General features: G+C 40.7%; 16 protein-coding genes, 2 tRNA genes, 1 rRNA gene and 2 pseudogenes. 6 read left to right on the top strand and 15 right to left on the bottom strand.

Annotated features, from left to right (window positions below):
- Positions 1–2 precede the first annotated feature (2 nt).
- A complete protein-coding gene (locus KR50_RS06620; RefSeq protein WP_041056451.1) occupies positions 3–863 on the top strand; it encodes a GAF domain-containing protein in 861 nt (286 codons plus the stop codon).
- A 154-nt stretch (positions 864–1,017) separates the two neighbouring features.
- Here KR50_RS06620 and KR50_RS06615 read toward each other — a convergent pair whose 3' ends face one another.
- Together KR50_RS06615 and KR50_RS18725 are read right to left on the bottom strand one after the other, a co-directional pair.
- On the bottom strand, positions 1,018–1,584 hold the full coding sequence (locus tag KR50_RS06615; protein WP_041056448.1) for a DNA-3-methyladenine glycosylase I: 567 nt from the start codon (positions 1,582–1,584) through the stop codon (positions 1,018–1,020).
- Positions 1,581–1,757: pseudogene (locus KR50_RS18725) on the bottom strand (Dabb family protein); the annotation flags it as partial. The gene KR50_RS06615 and the pseudogene KR50_RS18725, both read right to left, overlap by 4 nt.
- 579 nt (positions 1,758–2,336) lie before the next feature.
- On the opposite strand from KR50_RS18725, the gene KR50_RS06605 reads away from it, so the two are divergent.
- Positions 2,337–3,137: a hypothetical protein gene (locus tag KR50_RS06605; RefSeq protein WP_041056441.1), complete on the top strand. Its 801-nt coding sequence runs from the start codon at positions 2,337–2,339 to the stop codon at positions 3,135–3,137.
- A gap of 432 nt (positions 3,138–3,569) precedes the next feature.
- Here the strand turns inward: KR50_RS06605 and KR50_RS06600 are convergent, their stop codons facing one another.
- Positions 3,570–4,778, bottom strand: coding sequence for a hypothetical protein (locus tag KR50_RS06600; RefSeq protein ID WP_041056438.1), 1,209 nt, complete (start codon positions 4,776–4,778; stop codon positions 3,570–3,572).
- Positions 4,779–5,507: 729 nt separating this feature from the next.
- Here KR50_RS06600 and KR50_RS18895 point away from each other — a divergent pair.
- Positions 5,508–6,383, top strand: a pseudogene (locus tag KR50_RS18895) (tyrosine-type recombinase/integrase).
- Between the two features lie 87 nt (positions 6,384–6,470).
- Here KR50_RS18895 and groL read toward each other — a convergent pair.
- Positions 6,471–8,099, bottom strand: coding sequence for a chaperonin GroEL (groL, locus tag KR50_RS06590; RefSeq protein ID WP_041056435.1), 1,629 nt, complete (start codon positions 8,097–8,099; stop codon positions 6,471–6,473).
- A 100-nt stretch (positions 8,100–8,199) separates the two neighbouring features.
- Positions 8,200–8,484, bottom strand: a complete 285-nt coding sequence (groES, locus tag KR50_RS06585; protein ID WP_041056432.1) for a co-chaperone GroES — start codon at positions 8,482–8,484, stop codon at positions 8,200–8,202.
- A 244-nt stretch (positions 8,485–8,728) separates the two neighbouring features.
- Here groES and KR50_RS06580 point away from each other — a divergent pair, with 244 nt between their 5' ends.
- Both KR50_RS06580 and KR50_RS06575 read left to right on the top strand, forming a co-directional pair.
- The gene (locus KR50_RS06580; RefSeq protein WP_041056429.1) at positions 8,729–9,478 is read left to right on the top strand and encodes a CPBP family intramembrane glutamic endopeptidase; all 750 of its coding nucleotides are present in this window, start codon (positions 8,729–8,731) and stop codon (positions 9,476–9,478) included.
- On the top strand, positions 9,475–9,678 hold the full coding sequence (locus KR50_RS06575) for a YdiK family protein (protein ID WP_041056427.1): 204 nt from the start codon (positions 9,475–9,477) through the stop codon (positions 9,676–9,678). The genes KR50_RS06580 and KR50_RS06575 overlap by 4 nt, the downstream gene beginning before the upstream one ends.
- 8 nt (positions 9,679–9,686) lie before the next feature.
- Here the strand turns inward: KR50_RS06575 and tatC are convergent, their stop codons facing one another.
- The 3 genes from tatC to KR50_RS06560 all read right to left on the bottom strand — a co-directional run bounded on the left by tatC (position 9,687) and on the right by KR50_RS06560 (position 11,461).
- Positions 9,687–10,493 carry a twin-arginine translocase subunit TatC gene (gene tatC, locus KR50_RS06570; RefSeq protein WP_041056424.1) on the bottom strand — a complete coding sequence of 269 codons (807 nt, stop codon included), beginning with the start codon at positions 10,491–10,493 and terminating at the stop codon, positions 9,687–9,689.
- Between the two features lie 18 nt (positions 10,494–10,511).
- Positions 10,512–10,691 (bottom strand): twin-arginine translocase TatA/TatE family subunit, encoded by a 180-nt coding sequence (locus tag KR50_RS06565; protein ID WP_269746065.1) that lies wholly within the window; start codon positions 10,689–10,691, stop codon positions 10,512–10,514.
- A 95-nt stretch (positions 10,692–10,786) separates the two neighbouring features.
- Positions 10,787–11,461 carry a redox-sensing transcriptional repressor Rex gene (locus KR50_RS06560; protein ID WP_041056418.1) on the bottom strand — a complete coding sequence of 225 codons (675 nt, stop codon included), beginning with the start codon at positions 11,459–11,461 and terminating at the stop codon, positions 10,787–10,789.
- A 320-nt stretch (positions 11,462–11,781) separates the two neighbouring features.
- Between KR50_RS06560 and KR50_RS06555 the strand changes: the two genes are divergently transcribed.
- Positions 11,782–13,719 carry an ABC-F family ATP-binding cassette domain-containing protein gene (locus KR50_RS06555; RefSeq protein ID WP_041056415.1) on the top strand — a complete coding sequence of 646 codons (1,938 nt, stop codon included), beginning with the start codon at positions 11,782–11,784 and terminating at the stop codon, positions 13,717–13,719.
- A 460-nt stretch (positions 13,720–14,179) separates the two neighbouring features.
- Here KR50_RS06555 and tsaD read toward each other — a convergent pair whose 3' ends face one another.
- From tsaD to rrf, 7 genes are all read right to left on the bottom strand, one after another.
- The gene (gene tsaD, locus KR50_RS06550) at positions 14,180–15,193 is read right to left on the bottom strand and encodes a tRNA (adenosine(37)-N6)-threonylcarbamoyltransferase complex transferase subunit TsaD (RefSeq protein ID WP_041056412.1); all 1,014 of its coding nucleotides are present in this window, start codon (positions 15,191–15,193) and stop codon (positions 14,180–14,182) included.
- Positions 15,190–15,642 carry a ribosomal protein S18-alanine N-acetyltransferase gene (rimI, locus tag KR50_RS06545; RefSeq protein ID WP_041056409.1) on the bottom strand — a complete coding sequence of 151 codons (453 nt, stop codon included), beginning with the start codon at positions 15,640–15,642 and terminating at the stop codon, positions 15,190–15,192. The genes tsaD and rimI overlap by 4 nt, the downstream gene beginning before the upstream one ends.
- Positions 15,632–16,342, bottom strand: coding sequence for a tRNA (adenosine(37)-N6)-threonylcarbamoyltransferase complex dimerization subunit type 1 TsaB (tsaB, locus tag KR50_RS06540; RefSeq protein ID WP_041056406.1), 711 nt, complete (start codon positions 16,340–16,342; stop codon positions 15,632–15,634). The genes rimI and tsaB overlap by 11 nt, the downstream gene beginning before the upstream one ends.
- Positions 16,339–16,791 (bottom strand): tRNA (adenosine(37)-N6)-threonylcarbamoyltransferase complex ATPase subunit type 1 TsaE, encoded by a 453-nt coding sequence (gene tsaE / locus KR50_RS06535; protein WP_041056403.1) that lies wholly within the window; start codon positions 16,789–16,791, stop codon positions 16,339–16,341. The genes tsaB and tsaE overlap by 4 nt, the downstream gene beginning before the upstream one ends.
- Before the next feature lie 207 nt (positions 16,792–16,998).
- Positions 16,999–17,074 (bottom strand) — tRNA-Asp (locus KR50_RS06530).
- Positions 17,075–17,081: 7 nt separating this feature from the next.
- A tRNA-Met gene (locus KR50_RS06525) sits at positions 17,082–17,155 on the bottom strand.
- A gap of 42 nt (positions 17,156–17,197) precedes the next feature.
- Positions 17,198–17,274: ribosomal RNA gene (gene rrf / locus KR50_RS18920) — 5S ribosomal RNA — on the bottom strand; the annotation flags it as partial.

Here is a 17,274-nt window from a genome sequence, read left to right as displayed (position 1 = left end):
AGATGAATTCACCATCTGATTATAACCGCCCCACCCTCCACAGGTTTAAAAACTTCGATGAAGCTGCTGAAAGTATCCTGCATACAATCAGTGAACTATTGGACATTAATACGTTATTCATTGCTAAAAATGATAGCAGTACCAATGAAATCATTAAAGTCGTAAATAAAAACGAAACATTGTTAAACGAAGGTGACAGCTCCCCTTTTAAAGATACCTTTTGTAAGCTGAGTGTGGATCATGGAAAAGAGGTGCTCCTTATTCCTGATATTACTCAAAACGAGCAATCCAAAGAACTGAACGTTACGGAGACATTTGGAAGAGGAAGCTTTGTAGGCGTACCCATCTATTATGAAGATGGCAGAAATTACGGTACCATTTGCGGTCTGGATACCAATTATTTTGATTTATCCGAACGTGATAAAAAATTGTTCCGAACCATGAGCTCATTGCTCTCCTATGTTTTGGAATTGGACGAGGCTACTAAGCAGATAGAAGACTTGTCTGCACCACTCGTTCCAATCACAAAGGGAGTAGCCATTTTACCTATCATCGGAAATATAGATTTAAACAGAGTAGAAAGGATTACAGAGCTGACCTTACTCAAGAGTCAACAGTTGTCCCTGGATACGATCCTCATTGATTTATCCGGCATAACCAGAATGAATGATGAAGTCGTAACCTATCTCATGCGAATCGTAAATTTATTGGATTTGGTAGGAATTATTCCAATCCTGACTGGCCTTCGCCCGGAAACGGCTATGCAAGCCATTCGCTCACATGTGGATGTAAATCAATTTCAGATTGAATCCACTGTTGAAAGTGCGCTTAATAAAATCGGGTTCGAACTTCATAGAAAGTAGAGGCTAAATTAATTTGAATGAGCCTGGGACAAATGTGTCTCAGGCTTTTTGACTGATTATTTTTCATATTACCAGAGGATGCAATCTAAAATGTTCTCTCTTACTTCTGCTTTGATGCTTTTATAATTATTTTCCTCAACTGTTACAACCATCACTAGCTTGTCCTATGACTAGTATGAAAAGGACAGGTTAAAATATGGTCATCAACCATTCCAATAGCTTGCATAAAAGAATAGATCGTGACAGGACCAACAAATTTGAACCCGCGTTTTTTAAGGTCTTTACTTAATTGAATGGATAAGTCAGTTTGAGACGGAATATCCTCATCGGTGCTTCTGTTATGGATGATGGGGGTGAATTGCACATATTCCCAAAGAAAAGCAGATAGACTTCCAAATTCCTTTTGTATTTTTAACGTTTGGATGGCATTATTTTTAACGGATCGGATTTTAGCCATATGTTTTATCACTTGATGCTCTTCTTTTATTCCTTCCAGTTCATGTTCGGTCAATTCCGCACAGCAGCTGATATCAAAGTTATGAAATGCTTTTTTATAACTATCTCGTTTGGATAGTACAATATTCCAGGATAATCCTGACTGAGCCCCTTCAAGGGTGAGCATTTCAAAAATATATCGATCATCATCGGTTGGGATGCACCATTCCGTATCGTGGTACTCTTTCATACGCTGGTTATCCCCTGGCCATAAACATGCAGTCATCTCGCCCACTCCTTCCTATTAACCAGAAAAATTTCTAGAAGCCTCATAACAAAAAGATGCCGGCGTATCCAATACACTGGAAAAAACTCGGCAGCTTCTACATGCTTTGGGTGGGAAAGGTATTTTTCCATATCTTCCTGCGTTTTAAAAGTAGTGATAAAAAGCAGGTCATAATCATCTTCGCGGAACGAGTATTTAGCTCTACCTGTATGGTAAGCAGGTACTCTATCTTGTTTTTCATACTTAGAAGATCGTTTTGTGTTAGGATGATTTTATCTCGGTCATTTAACTTCAGTAGTATATTGTTTACAATCATACTTTTCCTCCTTGCCTTTTAATTGATCAAGAGCTGGCTCGATTATTGAGGGGTTAGCCTGGCATATCGATTCACTTGCTACCATAAAAGACTCTATTCTTGGCTTAAAACTCTTTTTCTAAGATTCCGAGATCACTAACTTAGTTGAATTTCTGCCCACTACCAGTTATTCTAATGGCATTTAGTTTTGGCTTACACGGTTTATATGTTAGTGTTACAGAAATTTGCGCTGAATGAACAGCAGATGTAGGACCACTCATTTTCCTGAATCTTAATATATAACACTAACTACTCCTCCAAAATCCTAACCTCCAGTAAAATAACGTCGCGATCTATTTTACTAAAGTAATAATTTGATTGAGCAAAAGTGTAAAATCCTATCGAGCAAAAAGTGTCAATTTTATTCTAGCGTTTACATTAGAAAGGAAGAGTTAATATGAACCAAAAAATATTTGATAAAAAATTCCTTTCAGTATTGGTATTGAGCGTAATTATAGTATTTATAATAATTCCTATTATTTTTAATTTTATTTTTTTATTTCCTACCCCTTGGACTAAAGGGACTACCAGTGATTGGTTTACTTTCTTTAGTGGGTTAGGAGGTGGATTGATAGGTGGCATCTTCACTTATATAGCAATTATTTACAGTTTAAACTCCAATAAAAATGAGAGGGTTGCCATAAAAAATAAACTTTCAATAAAAATAATAATGGACTCCCTAAATTATCTAGAAAAAATTCATACGGAAGTATCAAATGTGCAACTTTTATTTGAAGAAGAGACTGTTAAGGAGATGGATAATCAATTTGAAAGACAACTGGAAGTTCAACAAGGAATACAAATCTTTGAAGGAAAAATTGAAGTTTTAGAAATAGACGATTTAAAAGAAAGAATTGAATTGATTGTTAAATACTCTGATTTATTGAAGGAAAGGCTTTTAGATACATATCTAGAACTAAATTATCTAGAGCAGGATATTAATAAGTACTGTTTCGATGGGTATCATTTGCTAGATATGTATATAACTTACTTTGAAGGCATTACAGATAATAACGATTTCACCAAAAAAGAGTTTCTATATACCTTTATCAGCAGTTACGATAATGTAGGATTTAAAGGTGCTATAGAAGAAATGAATAAATTAGCTTTTGATGTATTATACCCTAAATATATTAAGAACGATGATTACATAGGTGATTTTATAAGAGAAAACATCCAGCCACATATTAGAGGGTAGAAAACATATGGGCTGGATATAGCCTATCTACCTGTTGACAAGATACCGGTAAAAAATAGCTCTTCCATCCTTGTAGCGTCCAGGATTTCTTGGATGCTATATTCTTTGCAGTCATAGATGCTAAAGTCCATTTCAACTTTAGCTAAACCTTTCCTTGGGCGGCCGCATTTCTTCCTCTTGTCCTTTAACAATTTCTTTTAATTCCCGTATTTCAATCTCCTATATTCTTTGATAATAGAAGTTCAAACTCTTCATCTCTACAACTCAATTTCAATATCAACTTTTGAACCTTCTTATTTCTTCTTTCCTTTACTTTTTGACGGTTACACAATGTTGGTGGGCTCAGCATAATGGCCAAAACTCCACTTTCTTACTTTAACGTTTACACTTTAGCTGAGTGGTGGTTAGGAACCGGAATTAAAAGCTAAAATATTAATTCGAAACCTTATTTAAAGACTTAACTTTGCCATCTACCAATTCAATAATCATTGTTCTTGGAGGGATGTGGATCGTATTCTTTATTTCTTCTTTCGGTGTAATTTCTTCTAAAAAATTTAACATCTCTTCCATTTTACTTTTTTGTCCAGAAATGTGTCCTAGGGTCCTAAGCTTCGCCTCGAAAAATCTAGAATAGGCTCTTCCCTCATTAATAACCTTATTTGCTACACTTACATTTTCTTGGATGAGCTCATTAATTTTAGTGAGGTTTGAAGCCACTACATTGTCAGGTTCTCCACTTAATTCGCAGAACTTAATAAAAACCATCAAATTTCTAAAATGTTGTGTTTGATATTTTTGTATCTTTTCAAACTCTTTTGCAATACTTATTAGAGCATTGACCTGTTTTTCAGTTTTCCAAAAGACAGAACCTTTAAGCTTTTCTATATCATTTGAAAAGGTGTTTGTCATTTTAATTAAGGCTCGAACTGACTGCAATGACTGTACATAGACCTGTTCTAACTCAGTTTGAATTTTTTCTGGTATAGTATTGGTCTCCTGATAAAATGAACTAACACGTTGATAATAATCTAAAACCCCTTCTGCTAAAGCATAATGTTTATCCAACTCAATCGCTTTTAAAGATTCTAACCCATTTTTAATTGTAGTTAATTCTTCCCGAATTTCTTGAAGGTGTTCTTGTGAAACAGCAACTGTTAGAGCATTTGTTGCTATACCCTTTAAGTTTTTGTACTTACTTAAATTACCATGACCCACTAATTTTCCTTTATGATCTCTAGCAATTGCCCTTTTGCCCCCTTGCACTTGGTTTGAATCCATTAAATTGTATTTTCCGTTTTTTAACCCTTCAAGAATCTCGGGAGCAAATGTTATTTCAAACAGTTGTTTTCCAGTAGCTTTTTTGAGTATGTTTGGTTTTGATTCTCTTACAATATCTTGTACTGTTTTTTTTAATTTTGAGTTTAATAAAATTTCATTACTAGTTGCAGCTGGCATTGATTTAATTTCTTTTAATTCCCAGGGTGTTATCTGTTCAATTAATTGATGATCTTCATATGTTTCTTCTATGGAAGGATCTAATTCCCTTTTTTGCATCTCTTTTTTACTAGTTTTCGAATGGGCTATCCAAATGATAACTGTGGATACAAATAGAAACAGTATAACCAATAGTAATATATTCAACAAATACACCTCTCTAAAATTAGAATTAAAATAACATTTTTTAAAAACTATCCCATCTTCTTCTAGTCTAATATAATTTTCAGATATTTAGTAGTTAGATTCAACATATTCTTTATTTTTAAAATTAACTTGAAAGTATTTAATAGTAATAAGGTTTTGGATTTAATTATAATAGGCAACATTGGCAGGAGATGAATTCCTATACTTTAGTTTTTTGAGAATAAGAAATTTATGTTTTATTCCCCCTCCACTTTTTAAACGATTTTTTGTAATTTTTCCGATTAACAGAACGAACATTCGTATAATACTTGTAAGGATGGTGATTAGTTTGAGGTTTCCTTACTACACAACCACAATTCTAAAAGATCTAATAACTCAGAGGTACAAAAAACACAAATTTACAGCGTCAAATGATTACAGCATTGGATCAGAGTCACAAATCTTTGCGACTTGTAGACCTACATAAGCTAGTTACATGAAAGTAGGGAAGTTTCTAGTCGCCTCCCTTATATACACCAACGAGAGCAATTTTTCCAAGAGCTTTGCCACGCTGGAAGGCATGCAGGTCGCCAGTCTTTAATGCCTTATTCTTTTACGAACTTCAGTAAAGAAATGCAAGGCACTTTACTCTCTATGCCTCACTTCCCACAGATCTCAATTCTTTAATTAAAAAAAGGAAGGATAAATGTTGCTAATTTACTAAAAAGAGGTAACAAATGACACTTCCAAATATATACGGGATTAGATCCGTCTACTGAGAAAAAGAAATTCTCATCTAAAGGAGGATTCAAGACAAAAAAATAAGCTCAGATGGCCGCAGTTGAAGTAGAAAAGGAAGTATATGAAAGCACATATGTTCAGGAACAAAATATTACCTTTCAAGAGTTTACTTTAAAGTGAATTAAGACTTATCGTGACACAGCTAAAATTAGTTCTGTGAGAAATCGAAAGCATAACTTGGATCACTTAAATAGGTTCTTCGGAAATAAAAAAATAAAAGGTATCACGCGTAAACAGTATCAAACCATGCTTGCATCGCTGCATATTGCAGGCTATGCGTTTAATACTCTAGATGGTATTCATGCAACAGGTAGAATTATTTTTAGGAAAGCTGTAGGTTTAAAAATAATTATGGGCAGTCCTTGCGACTTTGCGAAAATCACACGTAAAGTGGAAACCGTTGAGGAGGTAGAGAGCAGTAAAGGTGAAATTAGGTTTATGGAAAAAGAAGAACTTATTCATTTTCTATAAGTTGCCAAGGAAAGTGGCATAGATAAAGACTACCCCATGTTTTTGACACTTGCTTATAGTGGGTGACGAGTAGGTGAGCTGATCGCCTTAAAATGGTCGGGGTCGGATATAGATATGGAACTAGAGGTTTATTAAAAATTAGTGGGATAAATAAAACTTACTCCCCACTCTTTACGACACACCCAAACCTCACTGTTAATTGAAGCTGGTGTAGAGGTTAAAGAATTTCAGCAGCGATTAGGTCATGGAGACATAAACACAACCATGAATATTTACGCACACATTACTAAAGACATCGAAGAAAAAGCCTCTCATAAGTTCAGTGAACTTATGAGAGGCTCATTAGATTTATAGTGTTTTCTCCGCTAGGTATGTCAAAAGTATGTCATTTTGTCTTTCAGGGTGAAGCTAAACCCTTGACATCAAGGGCCATGGGACAGATTACATCATGCCGCCCATTCCACCCATGCCGCCCATGTCAGGCATTCCGCCTCCGCCCTCTTCAGGGATGTCGGCTACGACTGCTTCTGTTGTAAGGAACATAGCTGCTACGGATGCTGCATTTTGAAGTGCAGAACGTGTAACTTTTGTTGGGTCTACGATGCCTGTTTCGATCATGTTTACCCACTCGCCATTGGCTGCGTTGAAGCCGATGCCGATTTCTTCTTTTTTCAGGCGCTCAACGATGATTGATCCTTCAAGGCCTGCATTGTGTGCGATTTGACGAATTGGCTCTTCTAGTGCACGAAGAACGATTTTGATGCCTGTTGCAACGTCGCCTTGTGCTTCGATTGCCGCAACTTTCGAGTAAACGTTCACAAGTGCTGTACCACCACCGGAAACGATTCCTTCTTCAACTGCTGCACGTGTTGAGTTAAGAGCGTCTTCGATGCGTAGTTTACGTTCTTTAAGTTCTGTTTCTGTTGCTGCTCCGACTTTGATGACTGCAACGCCGCCAGCTAGTTTCGCAAGGCGCTCCTGCAGTTTTTCTTTGTCGAATTCAGAAGTTGTTTCTTCTAATTGAGCACGGATTTGGCCTACACGAGAACCGATCTTGTCTGCTTCGCCAGCGCCTTCAACAACCGTTGTGTTTTCTTTAGAAACGACTACTTTCGCAGCGCGTCCAAGCTGAGATACGTTTGCTGATTTAAGATCAAGACCAAGGTCTTCTGTGATCACTTCAGCGCCTGTAAGAACAGCTAAGTCTTCTAGCATTGCTTTACGGCGGTCACCGAATCCAGGCGCTTTAACCGCTACTGCATTGAATGTTCCGCGAAGCTTATTCACAACAAGTGTAGCCAGTGCTTCGCCTTCTACGTCTTCTGCTACGATTAGAAGTGGCTTGCCTTGCTGAACAACCTGCTCAAGAACAGGAAGGACTTCCTGGATGTTGCCGATTTTCTTGTCAGTGATTAAGATATATGGATTTTCAAGTACCGCTTCCATTTTATCTGAATCTGTCACCATGTATGGAGAGGCATATCCACGGTCGAATTGCATACCTTCTACTACATCAAGCTCTGTTGTGAAGCCTTTTGATTCTTCGATCGTGATCACGCCATCGTTTCCAACGCGCTCCATTGCTTCAGCGATCAATTGACCTACTTCTTCGTCTGATGCTGAGATGGATGCAACCTGTGCAATTGATTCTTTGTTCTCGATTGGTTTTGAAATCACTCTAAGTTCTTCTAGAGCCACAGCTACTGCTTTTTCGATTCCTTTACGAACGCCTACTGGGTTAGCACCAGCTGTTACGTTTTTAAGGCCTTCAACGATCATCGCTTGCGCAAGAACCGTTGCAGTTGTTGTACCGTCACCGGCAATTTCATTTGTTTTGCTTGCTACTTCAGCAACAAGCTTTGCACCCATGTTTTCAAATGCGTCTTCAAGCTCGATTTCTTTTGCGATAGTTACGCCATCATTTGTAATAAGTGGTGAACCAAATTTTTTCTCAAGAACCACGTTCCGTCCTTTTGGTCCAAGTGTTACTTTAACTGCGTTTGCAAGTTGATCGACACCGCGAAGCATCGAACGGCGAGCTTCTTCACTAAATTTAATATCTTTAGCCATGTTAAGGTTCCTCCTGTTTTTGCAGGCGCCGGTTTAAAATCCCAGACTGCCTGATGTATTTTGTCATGCTCTTTATCTAGTAAGTAAGTGGTTCGTTTAATTATCCAACGATTGCCAGAATGTCGCTCTCACGAAGGATTAAGTATTCATTGCCTTGGTATTTCACTTCTGTTCCAGCGTATTTCGAGAAGATAATGCGGTCTTCAACAGATACTTCAAGCGCTACAGTTTCTCCGTTTTCAAGAACGCGACCTGTACCGACTGCGACAATTCTGCCTTCCTGCGGCTTTTCTTTTGCGCTGTCTGGAAGTACAATCCCGCTTGATGTTTTTTCTTCTGATTCTACCAACTCAATAATTACGCGATCACCTAATGGTTTTAACAAGTGAAACAACCTCCTTAAGATATGTGTTCTCGTTATTAGCACTCTAACTACGAGAGTGCTAACCCAGTTATTATGATAAAGAATTCTGACCTTTTATGCAAGTAAAAACGATTACTTTTTTCCGACATATTCTGCCCTTTTTTTAAGAGGTTACATTTGATGGGGAGCTGCTTTATTAGTAGAATGTAGTTTATCGGCAATTCTTTCTTGTGCGTCGAGAAATTTTTATTAAAGGAGTAACCATGTGAATCGAACCTTTTTAATTATTATCATTGCATACATCGTCATGCAGCTTTCCGGTATTGTCGGCATCCCGCTTCTCTATTTTGCAGGACTGCGATGGACCGATACCGATCCCGCGGCACTGCAGAGTTATGCGGCAGGCTATTGGGTATTCTTTAGTTTCCTTCTTACGCTGGTTATCACGCTCATTCTTTTAAACAAGCGAAAAGGCGTGCTTGATCTTCCGGGAGAGCGCTCAAATGCAGGCATGGCTGTCGTGTGGTCGATTGCCGGGATCTTCCTTGCTTTCTTCAGCCAGATGATTGCAGCCATGATTGAGATGCTAATTGGCATTGAGCCTGGCTCGGAAAATACTGCAGACATCATTTCCTTGCTGGAATACGTCCCTGTTGCTGCTTTAGCTGTCGCTGTTTTTGGACCGATCTTGGAAGAAATAGTGTTCCGTGGTGTCATATTCGGCTGGCTGTACCGAAGATATAATTTCTTTATTTCCGGTATGCTGAGTGCCTTGATTTTTGCCGCTATTCACTTGGATTTCACGCATATACTGATTTACACAGCGATGGGCTTTGCATTCGCGTTCCTCTATGCGATGACCAAACGCATCATTGTCCCGATTATTGCGCATATTGCTATTAACTCCTTTGTTGTGCTTGTTCAGTTTGTTTTTGCAGATCAGCTGGAGGAATTAATGGAAATGAATGAAGCGATGTTTATTCTGATTCGGGGGATTATTGGAGTGATTGTATGAGAAAGCCGTTAACTTACGGCATTATTTACATTCTGCTTGGAGCCATGTTTACGTATTTTGCAATAAACACGGTTAATACGGACGGCTGGGGATTTTTCGCGTACCTGTTCATTTTAATGGCGACCTATGATGTTGGGTCCGGCATCCGGTTAATCGGGCTTCATTTTAGAATTAAAAAGCATTTAAACAAAAAAAAGTAGCGGCGAAATTATTCGCCGCTGCTTTTTTGATTGGCCAATTCCCGGTCAATCCGTTCTCTTCTTTCTTTTTCATCGATCTCCCGCTGCTTCGCTTCTGCTTTCAGCGCTTTGCGGTAGCCAATTTTCGCTATCCACAAGCTGATCTCATAAAGAACAAGCAGTGGAACGGTCACGAGCAGATGAGAAAAAATATCCGGCGGTGTGACAAATGCCGCTACCACAATCAGCACAAAGTATGCATACTTTCTGATTTTGGATAAAACCATCGGCGTCACAATGCCAAGGCGCGTCACAAACAGCATGATCACCGGCAGCTGAAACAAAAAACCGAACGGAATCGTCATTTGAAATAGAAATTGAAAGTATTCATTGATTCCAATGACCTGTTCAATGCCCAGGTTATCGGATAAATTCATCATAAACTGAACGACAAACGGAAACAGAATAAAATAAGCAAAAGCAAGACCGCCTAAAAACAACAGGGCGGATGCTGGAATATAGCTTAACGTTACGCGCCGTTCTCGTTCATGAAGCCCTGGACTCACAAAGGACCAGAGTTGAAATAAGATTAAGGGAGCCGTCATGATAAACGCAATGAATAGGATGATTTGAAAGTAGATCTTTACGGGATCTGTCACCCTGAATGCGTTGAGTGTCATTTGCTGTGCTTCATCAGACGATTGCAGAAACTTCATGAGAGGCTCTGCGAGAAAAAAACCGACAGCAATTGCAAAGACAAAGAAAACGACTACAAGGATGAGTCGTTTTCTTATTTCATTTATATGATCATGGACGGACATATCTTTCTCGTTCATATGGCCACCATCCCGTTTTTAGTGCTTGTCTTCTTTCTTCTTGTCATCGTCGTCATCTGCTAATCCTTTTGTAGCATCCTTGAATTCACGGAGCGTGTTCCCCGCAGCTTTTCCCAGTTCAGGAAGCTTTTTCGGACCAAAAATCAATAGGGCGACAACGGCGATAATGACGAGGCTCATTGGACCTGGCATACTCATATACCTCCTTTTAATTGCTTATGCCGTATAGACGGCAACAGTCTGTAAAATGGTGAAGGCTGTAGCTTTATCATAAATCATTCAGCCTTGTTTGGCTATTCTATTCCTTCACCTAATTGTGACGGTTCTACGTCTTCTGTGCCGTAGTGCCGCAAAAAATAAATCAGCGATTGAAGCTCTACTGCCAGATCAATATGGTGAATTCGGATTTGATCAGGCACATTCAGCCGGGCAGGCGTAAAATTCAAAATACCCTTAATTTTCATCGGCACCAGCCGGTCGGTAATCGTCTGTGCAGGTCCTGCCGGTACAGTCAGAATGGCGACTTCAATGTCACTCGCTGCCACCCGATCTTCCAGCTCATCCATTGAAAAAATCGGAACATCACCAATGGTTGTCCCTGCTTTTTTCGGGTCGGCATCAAACGCCATCTCAATTTTCGTATTGTTGTTTTTTAAAAAGTTATAATGAAGGAATGCGGTGCCAAGGTTCCCCACACCAATTAAAATCACTTTGGTGACTTCATCCTGATCTAGCGTTTTTCTGAAAAAGGTAAGCAGATAATCAACATTATAGCCATATCCCTTTTTTCCTAACGCGCCAAAATAAGAAAAATCACGGCGGATGGTTGCTGAATCCACTTTTACTGCTTCACTCAGTTCCTTCGATGACACCCGCTGCTTCCCAGAAGAATGAAGGTTCTTCAAAAAGCGGTAATAAAGAGGAAGCCTTTTTGCCGTCGCTTGCGGTATTTTCATTTCCTGATTCATTCTTTCACTCCCTTTAGACTCCATTCATCGGATGATCTAAACGGCAGCCCCGTAAAATCATGTGAAGTAGTCAAAAAATCTGTTAACGCTTCCATCAGTTCAGATTCGTGACGAATCCGTCTTCTCTCTCATGTGCGTTTTTCTATAAGAAAATAGCTTCATATCGTCTTATTGTTCAAATTATACAAATCGTTCAATTGTATCATACACCATTCGACTCGATGTGTGCAAAGTTTGTACACTCATTCACAGATTCGTTAGATTGCACAACGGTTCTGTCATGCGATACACTTAAAGGAAGAAAATGAGGTGACCCTTACATGATTTTACTACAAGTAAACGGACTCTCTAAAGCCTTTGGCGCTGAAGAGATTCTTTCGAATATAAAACTCGAGGTTCAAACTAAAGACCGCATCGCACTCGTTGGACGAAACGGTGCAGGGAAATCAACGCTGCTGAAAATGATTGCCGGCAGCATGTCCTATGATGAAGGAGAAATCATCAAGCCAAAAGATGTCTCTCTTGGCTATCTTGAACAGCACAGCGGTTTGGAATCCCAGCTTTCGATTTGGGAAGAAATGCTGTCTGTATTTGATCACCTGAAAAAAATGGAGATCAAGCTGCGGAAAACCGAACGTCAAATGGCGGACCCGGCTGTCTATGAAAACAGTGAAAGCTATGAACGCGTGATGAAAGACTATGATGCGCTCCAGGTTGCTTTTAAAGATCAGGGAGGCTATCAGTATGAAGCGGATATTCGCTCGGTTCTTCACGGCCTGCGCTTTGGGCAGATGGATCATGACACTGCCATTTCGACTTTAAGCGGAGGGCAAAAAACGAGACTGGCACTCGGAAAAATGCTGCTATCAAAGCCTGATATCATGATTCTCGATGAGCCTACCAACCATTTGGACATCGAAACACTGTCCTGGCTTGAACAGTATTTGCAGGGCTATCCCGGCGCCATCCTGATCGTATCCCATGACCGCTATTTTCTCGATAAAGTCGTCAATCAGGTTGTGGAGCTGTCAAGGCACCGCTCACGCAAGTATCACGGAAACTACAGCTATTATCTGGACCAGAAGGCTTTAAGCTATGAGCGTGAACTGAAAGAATTCGATAAGCAGCAGGGAGAAATCGCAAAACTGGAGGATTTCATAGCACGCAATCTAGTCCGTGCCTCCACTACGAAGCAGGCGCAAAGCCGGCGAAAAAAGCTTGAAAAAATGGACAAAATGGACCGCCCGCAAGGCGATGAAAAGTCAGCAAACTTTGCTTTTTCGATCGATCGTCAAAGCGGAAATGATGTACTAAAGCTGAATGATCTTGCAATCGGCTACGACCGTCCACTGTCAAGCCACATCTCAACCTCTCTAGCCCGTCAGGACAGCCTGGCGCTTATCGGGCCAAATGGTGTGGGAAAGTCGACACTGCTTAAAACAATCGTAAAAAAACTCGATCCGCAGGCAGGCTCCATTCAATACGGCTCCAATGTCAGCATCGGCTACTACGATCAGGAACAGGCAGAGCTGAATTCGAGGAAAACCGTTTTAAATGAGCTCTGGGATGAGTATCCAATGAAAAACGAAAAAGATATACGCACCGTCCTTGGCAACTTTCTGTTTTCCGGGGAAGATGTGTTAAAACCGGTCCATGCCTTAAGCGGCGGCGAAAAAGCTAGACTCGCACTGGCGAAGCTGATGATGCAGCAATCCAATCTGCTGATTTTAGATGAGCCGACTAACCACCTGGATCTCGACAGCAAGGAAATTCTCGAAAATGCTCTGATGGATTTTCCGGGGACCATTCTTTTTGTATCCCATGACCGGTACTTTATCAACCGCATCGCCACAAAGGTACTGGAGCTTTCTCCTGAAGGAGCCACAGAGTTTCTTGGGGATTATGACTACTACCTGGAGAAAACGCTAGAAAAAGAAGAGCATGAAGCGTATGAACGTGAACAATCGGAAGCAGCGAACCCTTCCCTTTCTCCACAGAAAGATAAAAACAGCTTTCAATTGGATAAGGAGCAAAAAAAGAAAGAACGTCAAAAACGGCGCCGGCTCGATGAAATTGAAATTCAAATCACTGAACTGGAATCTCAAATCGAAGACAACGAAAACATTTTATGTGATCCAGACATTTTTCAGGATCACGAAAAAGTGATGGAGTGCAATGAAGCCATCGAACGGGCGAAAGCCGTTATGGATGGCTTGATGGAAGAATGGGCTTCTCTTGAAGAAGAGCTTGAAGAGTAGAACGTACAATTTAACCAACGATCTTATGAATGTCTTTATGAACTATTTCATAAAGGCATTCTTTATTTTTTCGAGCATTTATTAGCTTCTTCTATCGAAATGCAGCACAATAAATCGGTCCATTTTAAAGACTTATTAACCGTTTCTCAGATCCTTTATTATTTTGTATGTAAATATAAATGAGTCGAAATATGTAGAAACCATGACATCTGTGTAACTGTCCACAGAGTTATGCACAAATCGCACAGCTTTTTATTAGTTATCAAGAGAGTTTTCCACATTATCCACAATACTAATGATATTTATCCACATTATCCACAGTTAACGACACACTGAAATATTTACAACTTTTACACAGGCCTTTTCCACTTATCAACAGGTTATCAACAGACTGTGAACAAGTACAAATGTTCTTACAATTTAAAAAATCATCAGGACTTTTACCTGATGATTTTCATGCCTAGCGAAGCTCTAGTCCGGGATTTGCATTTAGGGCATAATCCGAACGTTTTCCCTGCTCAAATGAGATCGTTCCGGCCGCTGCAATCATCGCGGCATTGTCTGTACATAAAGATAGAGGCGGAATTACGAGTTCTACATCTTCTCGATCATCAAAGGTTTCATGCAGTCGTTCACGCAGCCCTTTATTCGCCGCTACTCCGCCCGCAACCAATAGCTGTTTGGCTCCAAACTGACTTACTGCCCGCTCTGTTTTTGTGACGAGTACATCAATGACACTTTCCTGAAAGCTCGCAGCCAGATCCTTTGTATCCAACTGTTCCCCGCGCTGTTCTGCATTATGAAGCGTGTTAATAACAGAGGATTTCAATCCGCTGAAACTGAAATCAAAGGATCCTTCTTCAAGCCAGGCTCTCGGCAGTTTAATAACCGGTTTGCCTTCCTGAGCGAGGCGGTCTATGTGCGGTCCACCAGGATAAGGCAGACCGAGGGTGCGGGCTACTTTGTCATAAGCCTCCCCTGCTGCATCATCTCTCGTTTCTCCAACCACTTCATAGGAGCCGTGGTCTTTCATCAGCACAAGCTCTGTATGGCCGCCTGAAACAACAAGCGACATCAGAGGAAACTTCATTTCTTTCATTAAACGGTTGGCGTAAATATGACCTGCGATATGGTGAACGCCTATCAGCGGCTTCTCGTGAGCAAAGGCAATGGCTTTTGCTGCATTGACCCCAATTAATAGCGCTCCCACAAGTCCCGGCCCTTCCGTAACGGCAATCGCATCAATCTCTTCAATCGTCCGTTCCGCTTGATTCAGTGCTTCTTCCACCACATAGGTCACCTGTTCAACATGATGTCTTGAAGCAATTTCAGGCACCACGCCTCCAAAGCGCTTATGGCTTTCGATTTGCGAAGCAACGACATTTGAAAGAATCTCCGTTCCTCCCCTGACTACTGAGGCTGCTGTTTCATCACAGCTTGTTTCAATTCCCAATATCAATGTTTGCTTTGTCATCTTAATTCCACCCACATGACTAACGCATCCTCCTGATTATCTGAATAATAATTTTTTCTGATGCCGCCTTCTAAAAATCCAAGGTTTTGATAGAGAGAACGGGCGATATCATTACTGACACGCACTTCAAGTGTCACCGTCCTTGCCCCTGCATCCTTTGCAAACTCAAGTACCTTTTTCATTAATTTTTTGCCCAGCTTCTGACCACGCAGCCTCGGCAGCACTGCAATATTGGTAATATGTGCTTCATCCATGATCAGCCACAGCCCGCAATACCCGATCACTTCTCCCTCATTCAATAAGAGAAGGTATTTAGCAAACTGGTTAACGGTCAGCTCATTTTCAAATGCTACCCGCTTCCATGGCACGGAAAAACACTCTTCCTCCACAGCAACCACAGCATCAATGTCCGCCATCGTCATCCAGCGGAATTCTACTTCATCGATCATTCGCATCGACCTTCTTTTGCTGCTGGAGCCATTTTGTTTCTGCTTCAGCCATTCTTATATAATTCGGCACCACATCATGAACATTTCCAGGCTCCATATTCATTCCAATTAACCCAAGTTCAGCAGCACGCGGCATATTCTCTGTTATCGTGGCAAAAACAGCCCGATCGCCTAACTTTTCAATGATCAACTCACGAAAGACTGCTGCATCCTGTCCTGTAAATAGAATTTTTCGATCCATCAAACTCAGTTCATTCAACCAGTCTTCCATCAGTCCATTTAAATCTTCTTTTACTTGAACAAGCTCTTGATCTTTGTAGGCATACAATCCGGTATAAGCCTGCCCGCGCCTGGCATTGAACACAGGACAAATATAGCCGTCAAAATAGCGCCCCGCCCCTGTTAAAGCAGCCAGGCTTGAAACGGCAACAAGTGGAATGGAAAGCGTCCAGGCTAAGGTTTTAGCGAGTGTAACGCCAATTCTCACACCGGTATAGGAGCCAGGACCTTTTGCCACAACAATACGCGTTAAATCCTTCGGCGACAGATCCACTGAGCGAAGCATGGATTCAATGGCTGGCATCGCCTGAAGCGAGTGGTTTTTCTTGCTGTTGATGATCGTTTCAGCAATCACCGTTTGTTCAGTTAAAACAGCAATGGACAAAGGAATATTCGAGGTATCAATTACTAGTACATTCATCGCAAAATCTCCTTACAAAGCTCTTCATATCGTTTACCTGCAGGACGCAGTTCGAATCGTCTTTTTAGATCACCTTCGTACATAATAGAGATTTCAAGACGCTTTGAAGGAAGCTGTTCTTCTATTAAGTGTGCCCATTCCACTAAGCAGACCCCTTCTCCTTCAAAATATTCACTAAATCCCAGATCCTCACCATCTTCTCCAAGTCGGTAAACATCCATATGATAAAGAGGAAGCCTGCCCATATATTCTTTCATAATGGTAAACGTAGGGCTGCTCACCGTTCGTTCAACACCTAAGCCCTTGGCAACCCCTTTTGAAAAAGCGGTCTTTCCTGCACCAAGATCGCCCTCTAGTGTCAAAACGTCTCCGGCTTTCAGCAATTCTCCTATTTTAAATGCAAATGCGGCTGTTTCATCGGGATGGTTTGAATTCCAGTTATAAATCACTGCACGTTCCTCCACTTTTTAACTCTATAAATAATTCACTCATCATTTTAACTATTTCAATAAAAAAGACTCACCCTTTTGGAGTCAGTCCTGTTTTTTAAAGCTTCTATTAAGTGTACATGATTTTAAGTGAAACGCAAAGTCTTCAAACCCTGCACTTTCTGGTTTTAAGACAAAAAAAATAACCATGAATGAATTCATGGAAAATGGCGGTCCCGACCGGGATCGAACCGGCGATCTCCTGCGTGACAGGCAGGCATGTTAACCGCTACACCACGGGACCTTGGTAATTGCGGGGGCAGGATTTGAACCTGCGACCTTCGGGTTATGAGCCCGACGAGCTACCGAACTGCTCCACCCCGCGTCAATATCGGCTTAGAAAGCCACAGTATAAAAAATGAATACCGCCTAGCGACGTCCTACTCTCACAGGGGGAGACCCCCAACTACCATCGGCGCTGAAGAGCTTAACTGCCGTGTTCGG

It is taken from the genome of Jeotgalibacillus campisalis (assembly GCF_000829515.1).
GTDB lineage: Bacteria > Bacillota > Bacilli > Bacillales > Jeotgalibacillaceae > Jeotgalibacillus > Jeotgalibacillus campisalis.
Note: the sequence above shows the minus strand (reverse complement) of the source record. Positions and strands in the feature narration are given on the sequence as shown.

What these genes read in the sequence shown, in the direction of transcription:
- KR50_RS06620 (WP_041056451.1), top strand. Translation starts at nt 3, where the DNA reads ATGAATTCACCATCTGATTATAACCGCCCCACCCTCCACAGGTTTAAA.
- KR50_RS06615 (WP_041056448.1), bottom strand. Translation starts at nt 1,584, where the DNA reads ATGACTGCATGTTTATGGCCAGGGGATAACCAGCGTATGAAAGAGTAC.
- rimI (WP_041056409.1), bottom strand. Translation starts at nt 15,642, where the DNA reads ATGATCGATGAAGTAGAATTCCGCTGGATGACGATGGCGGACATTGAT.
- KR50_RS06575 (WP_041056427.1), top strand. Translation starts at nt 9,475, where the DNA reads ATGAGAAAGCCGTTAACTTACGGCATTATTTACATTCTGCTTGGAGCC.
- tsaB (WP_041056406.1), bottom strand. Translation starts at nt 16,342, where the DNA reads ATGAATGTACTAGTAATTGATACCTCGAATATTCCTTTGTCCATTGCT.
- tsaD (WP_041056412.1), bottom strand. Translation starts at nt 15,193, where the DNA reads ATGACAAAGCAAACATTGATATTGGGAATTGAAACAAGCTGTGATGAA.
- KR50_RS06555 (WP_041056415.1), top strand. Translation starts at nt 11,782, where the DNA reads ATGATTTTACTACAAGTAAACGGACTCTCTAAAGCCTTTGGCGCTGAA.
- KR50_RS06560 (WP_041056418.1), bottom strand. Translation starts at nt 11,461, where the DNA reads ATGAATCAGGAAATGAAAATACCGCAAGCGACGGCAAAAAGGCTTCCT.
- tatC (WP_041056424.1), bottom strand. Translation starts at nt 10,493, where the DNA reads ATGAACGAGAAAGATATGTCCGTCCATGATCATATAAATGAAATAAGA.
- KR50_RS06605 (WP_041056441.1), top strand. Translation starts at nt 2,337, where the DNA reads ATGAACCAAAAAATATTTGATAAAAAATTCCTTTCAGTATTGGTATTG.
- KR50_RS06565 (WP_269746065.1), bottom strand. Translation starts at nt 10,691, where the DNA reads ATGAGTATGCCAGGTCCAATGAGCCTCGTCATTATCGCCGTTGTCGCC.
- groL (WP_041056435.1), bottom strand. Translation starts at nt 8,099, where the DNA reads ATGGCTAAAGATATTAAATTTAGTGAAGAAGCTCGCCGTTCGATGCTT.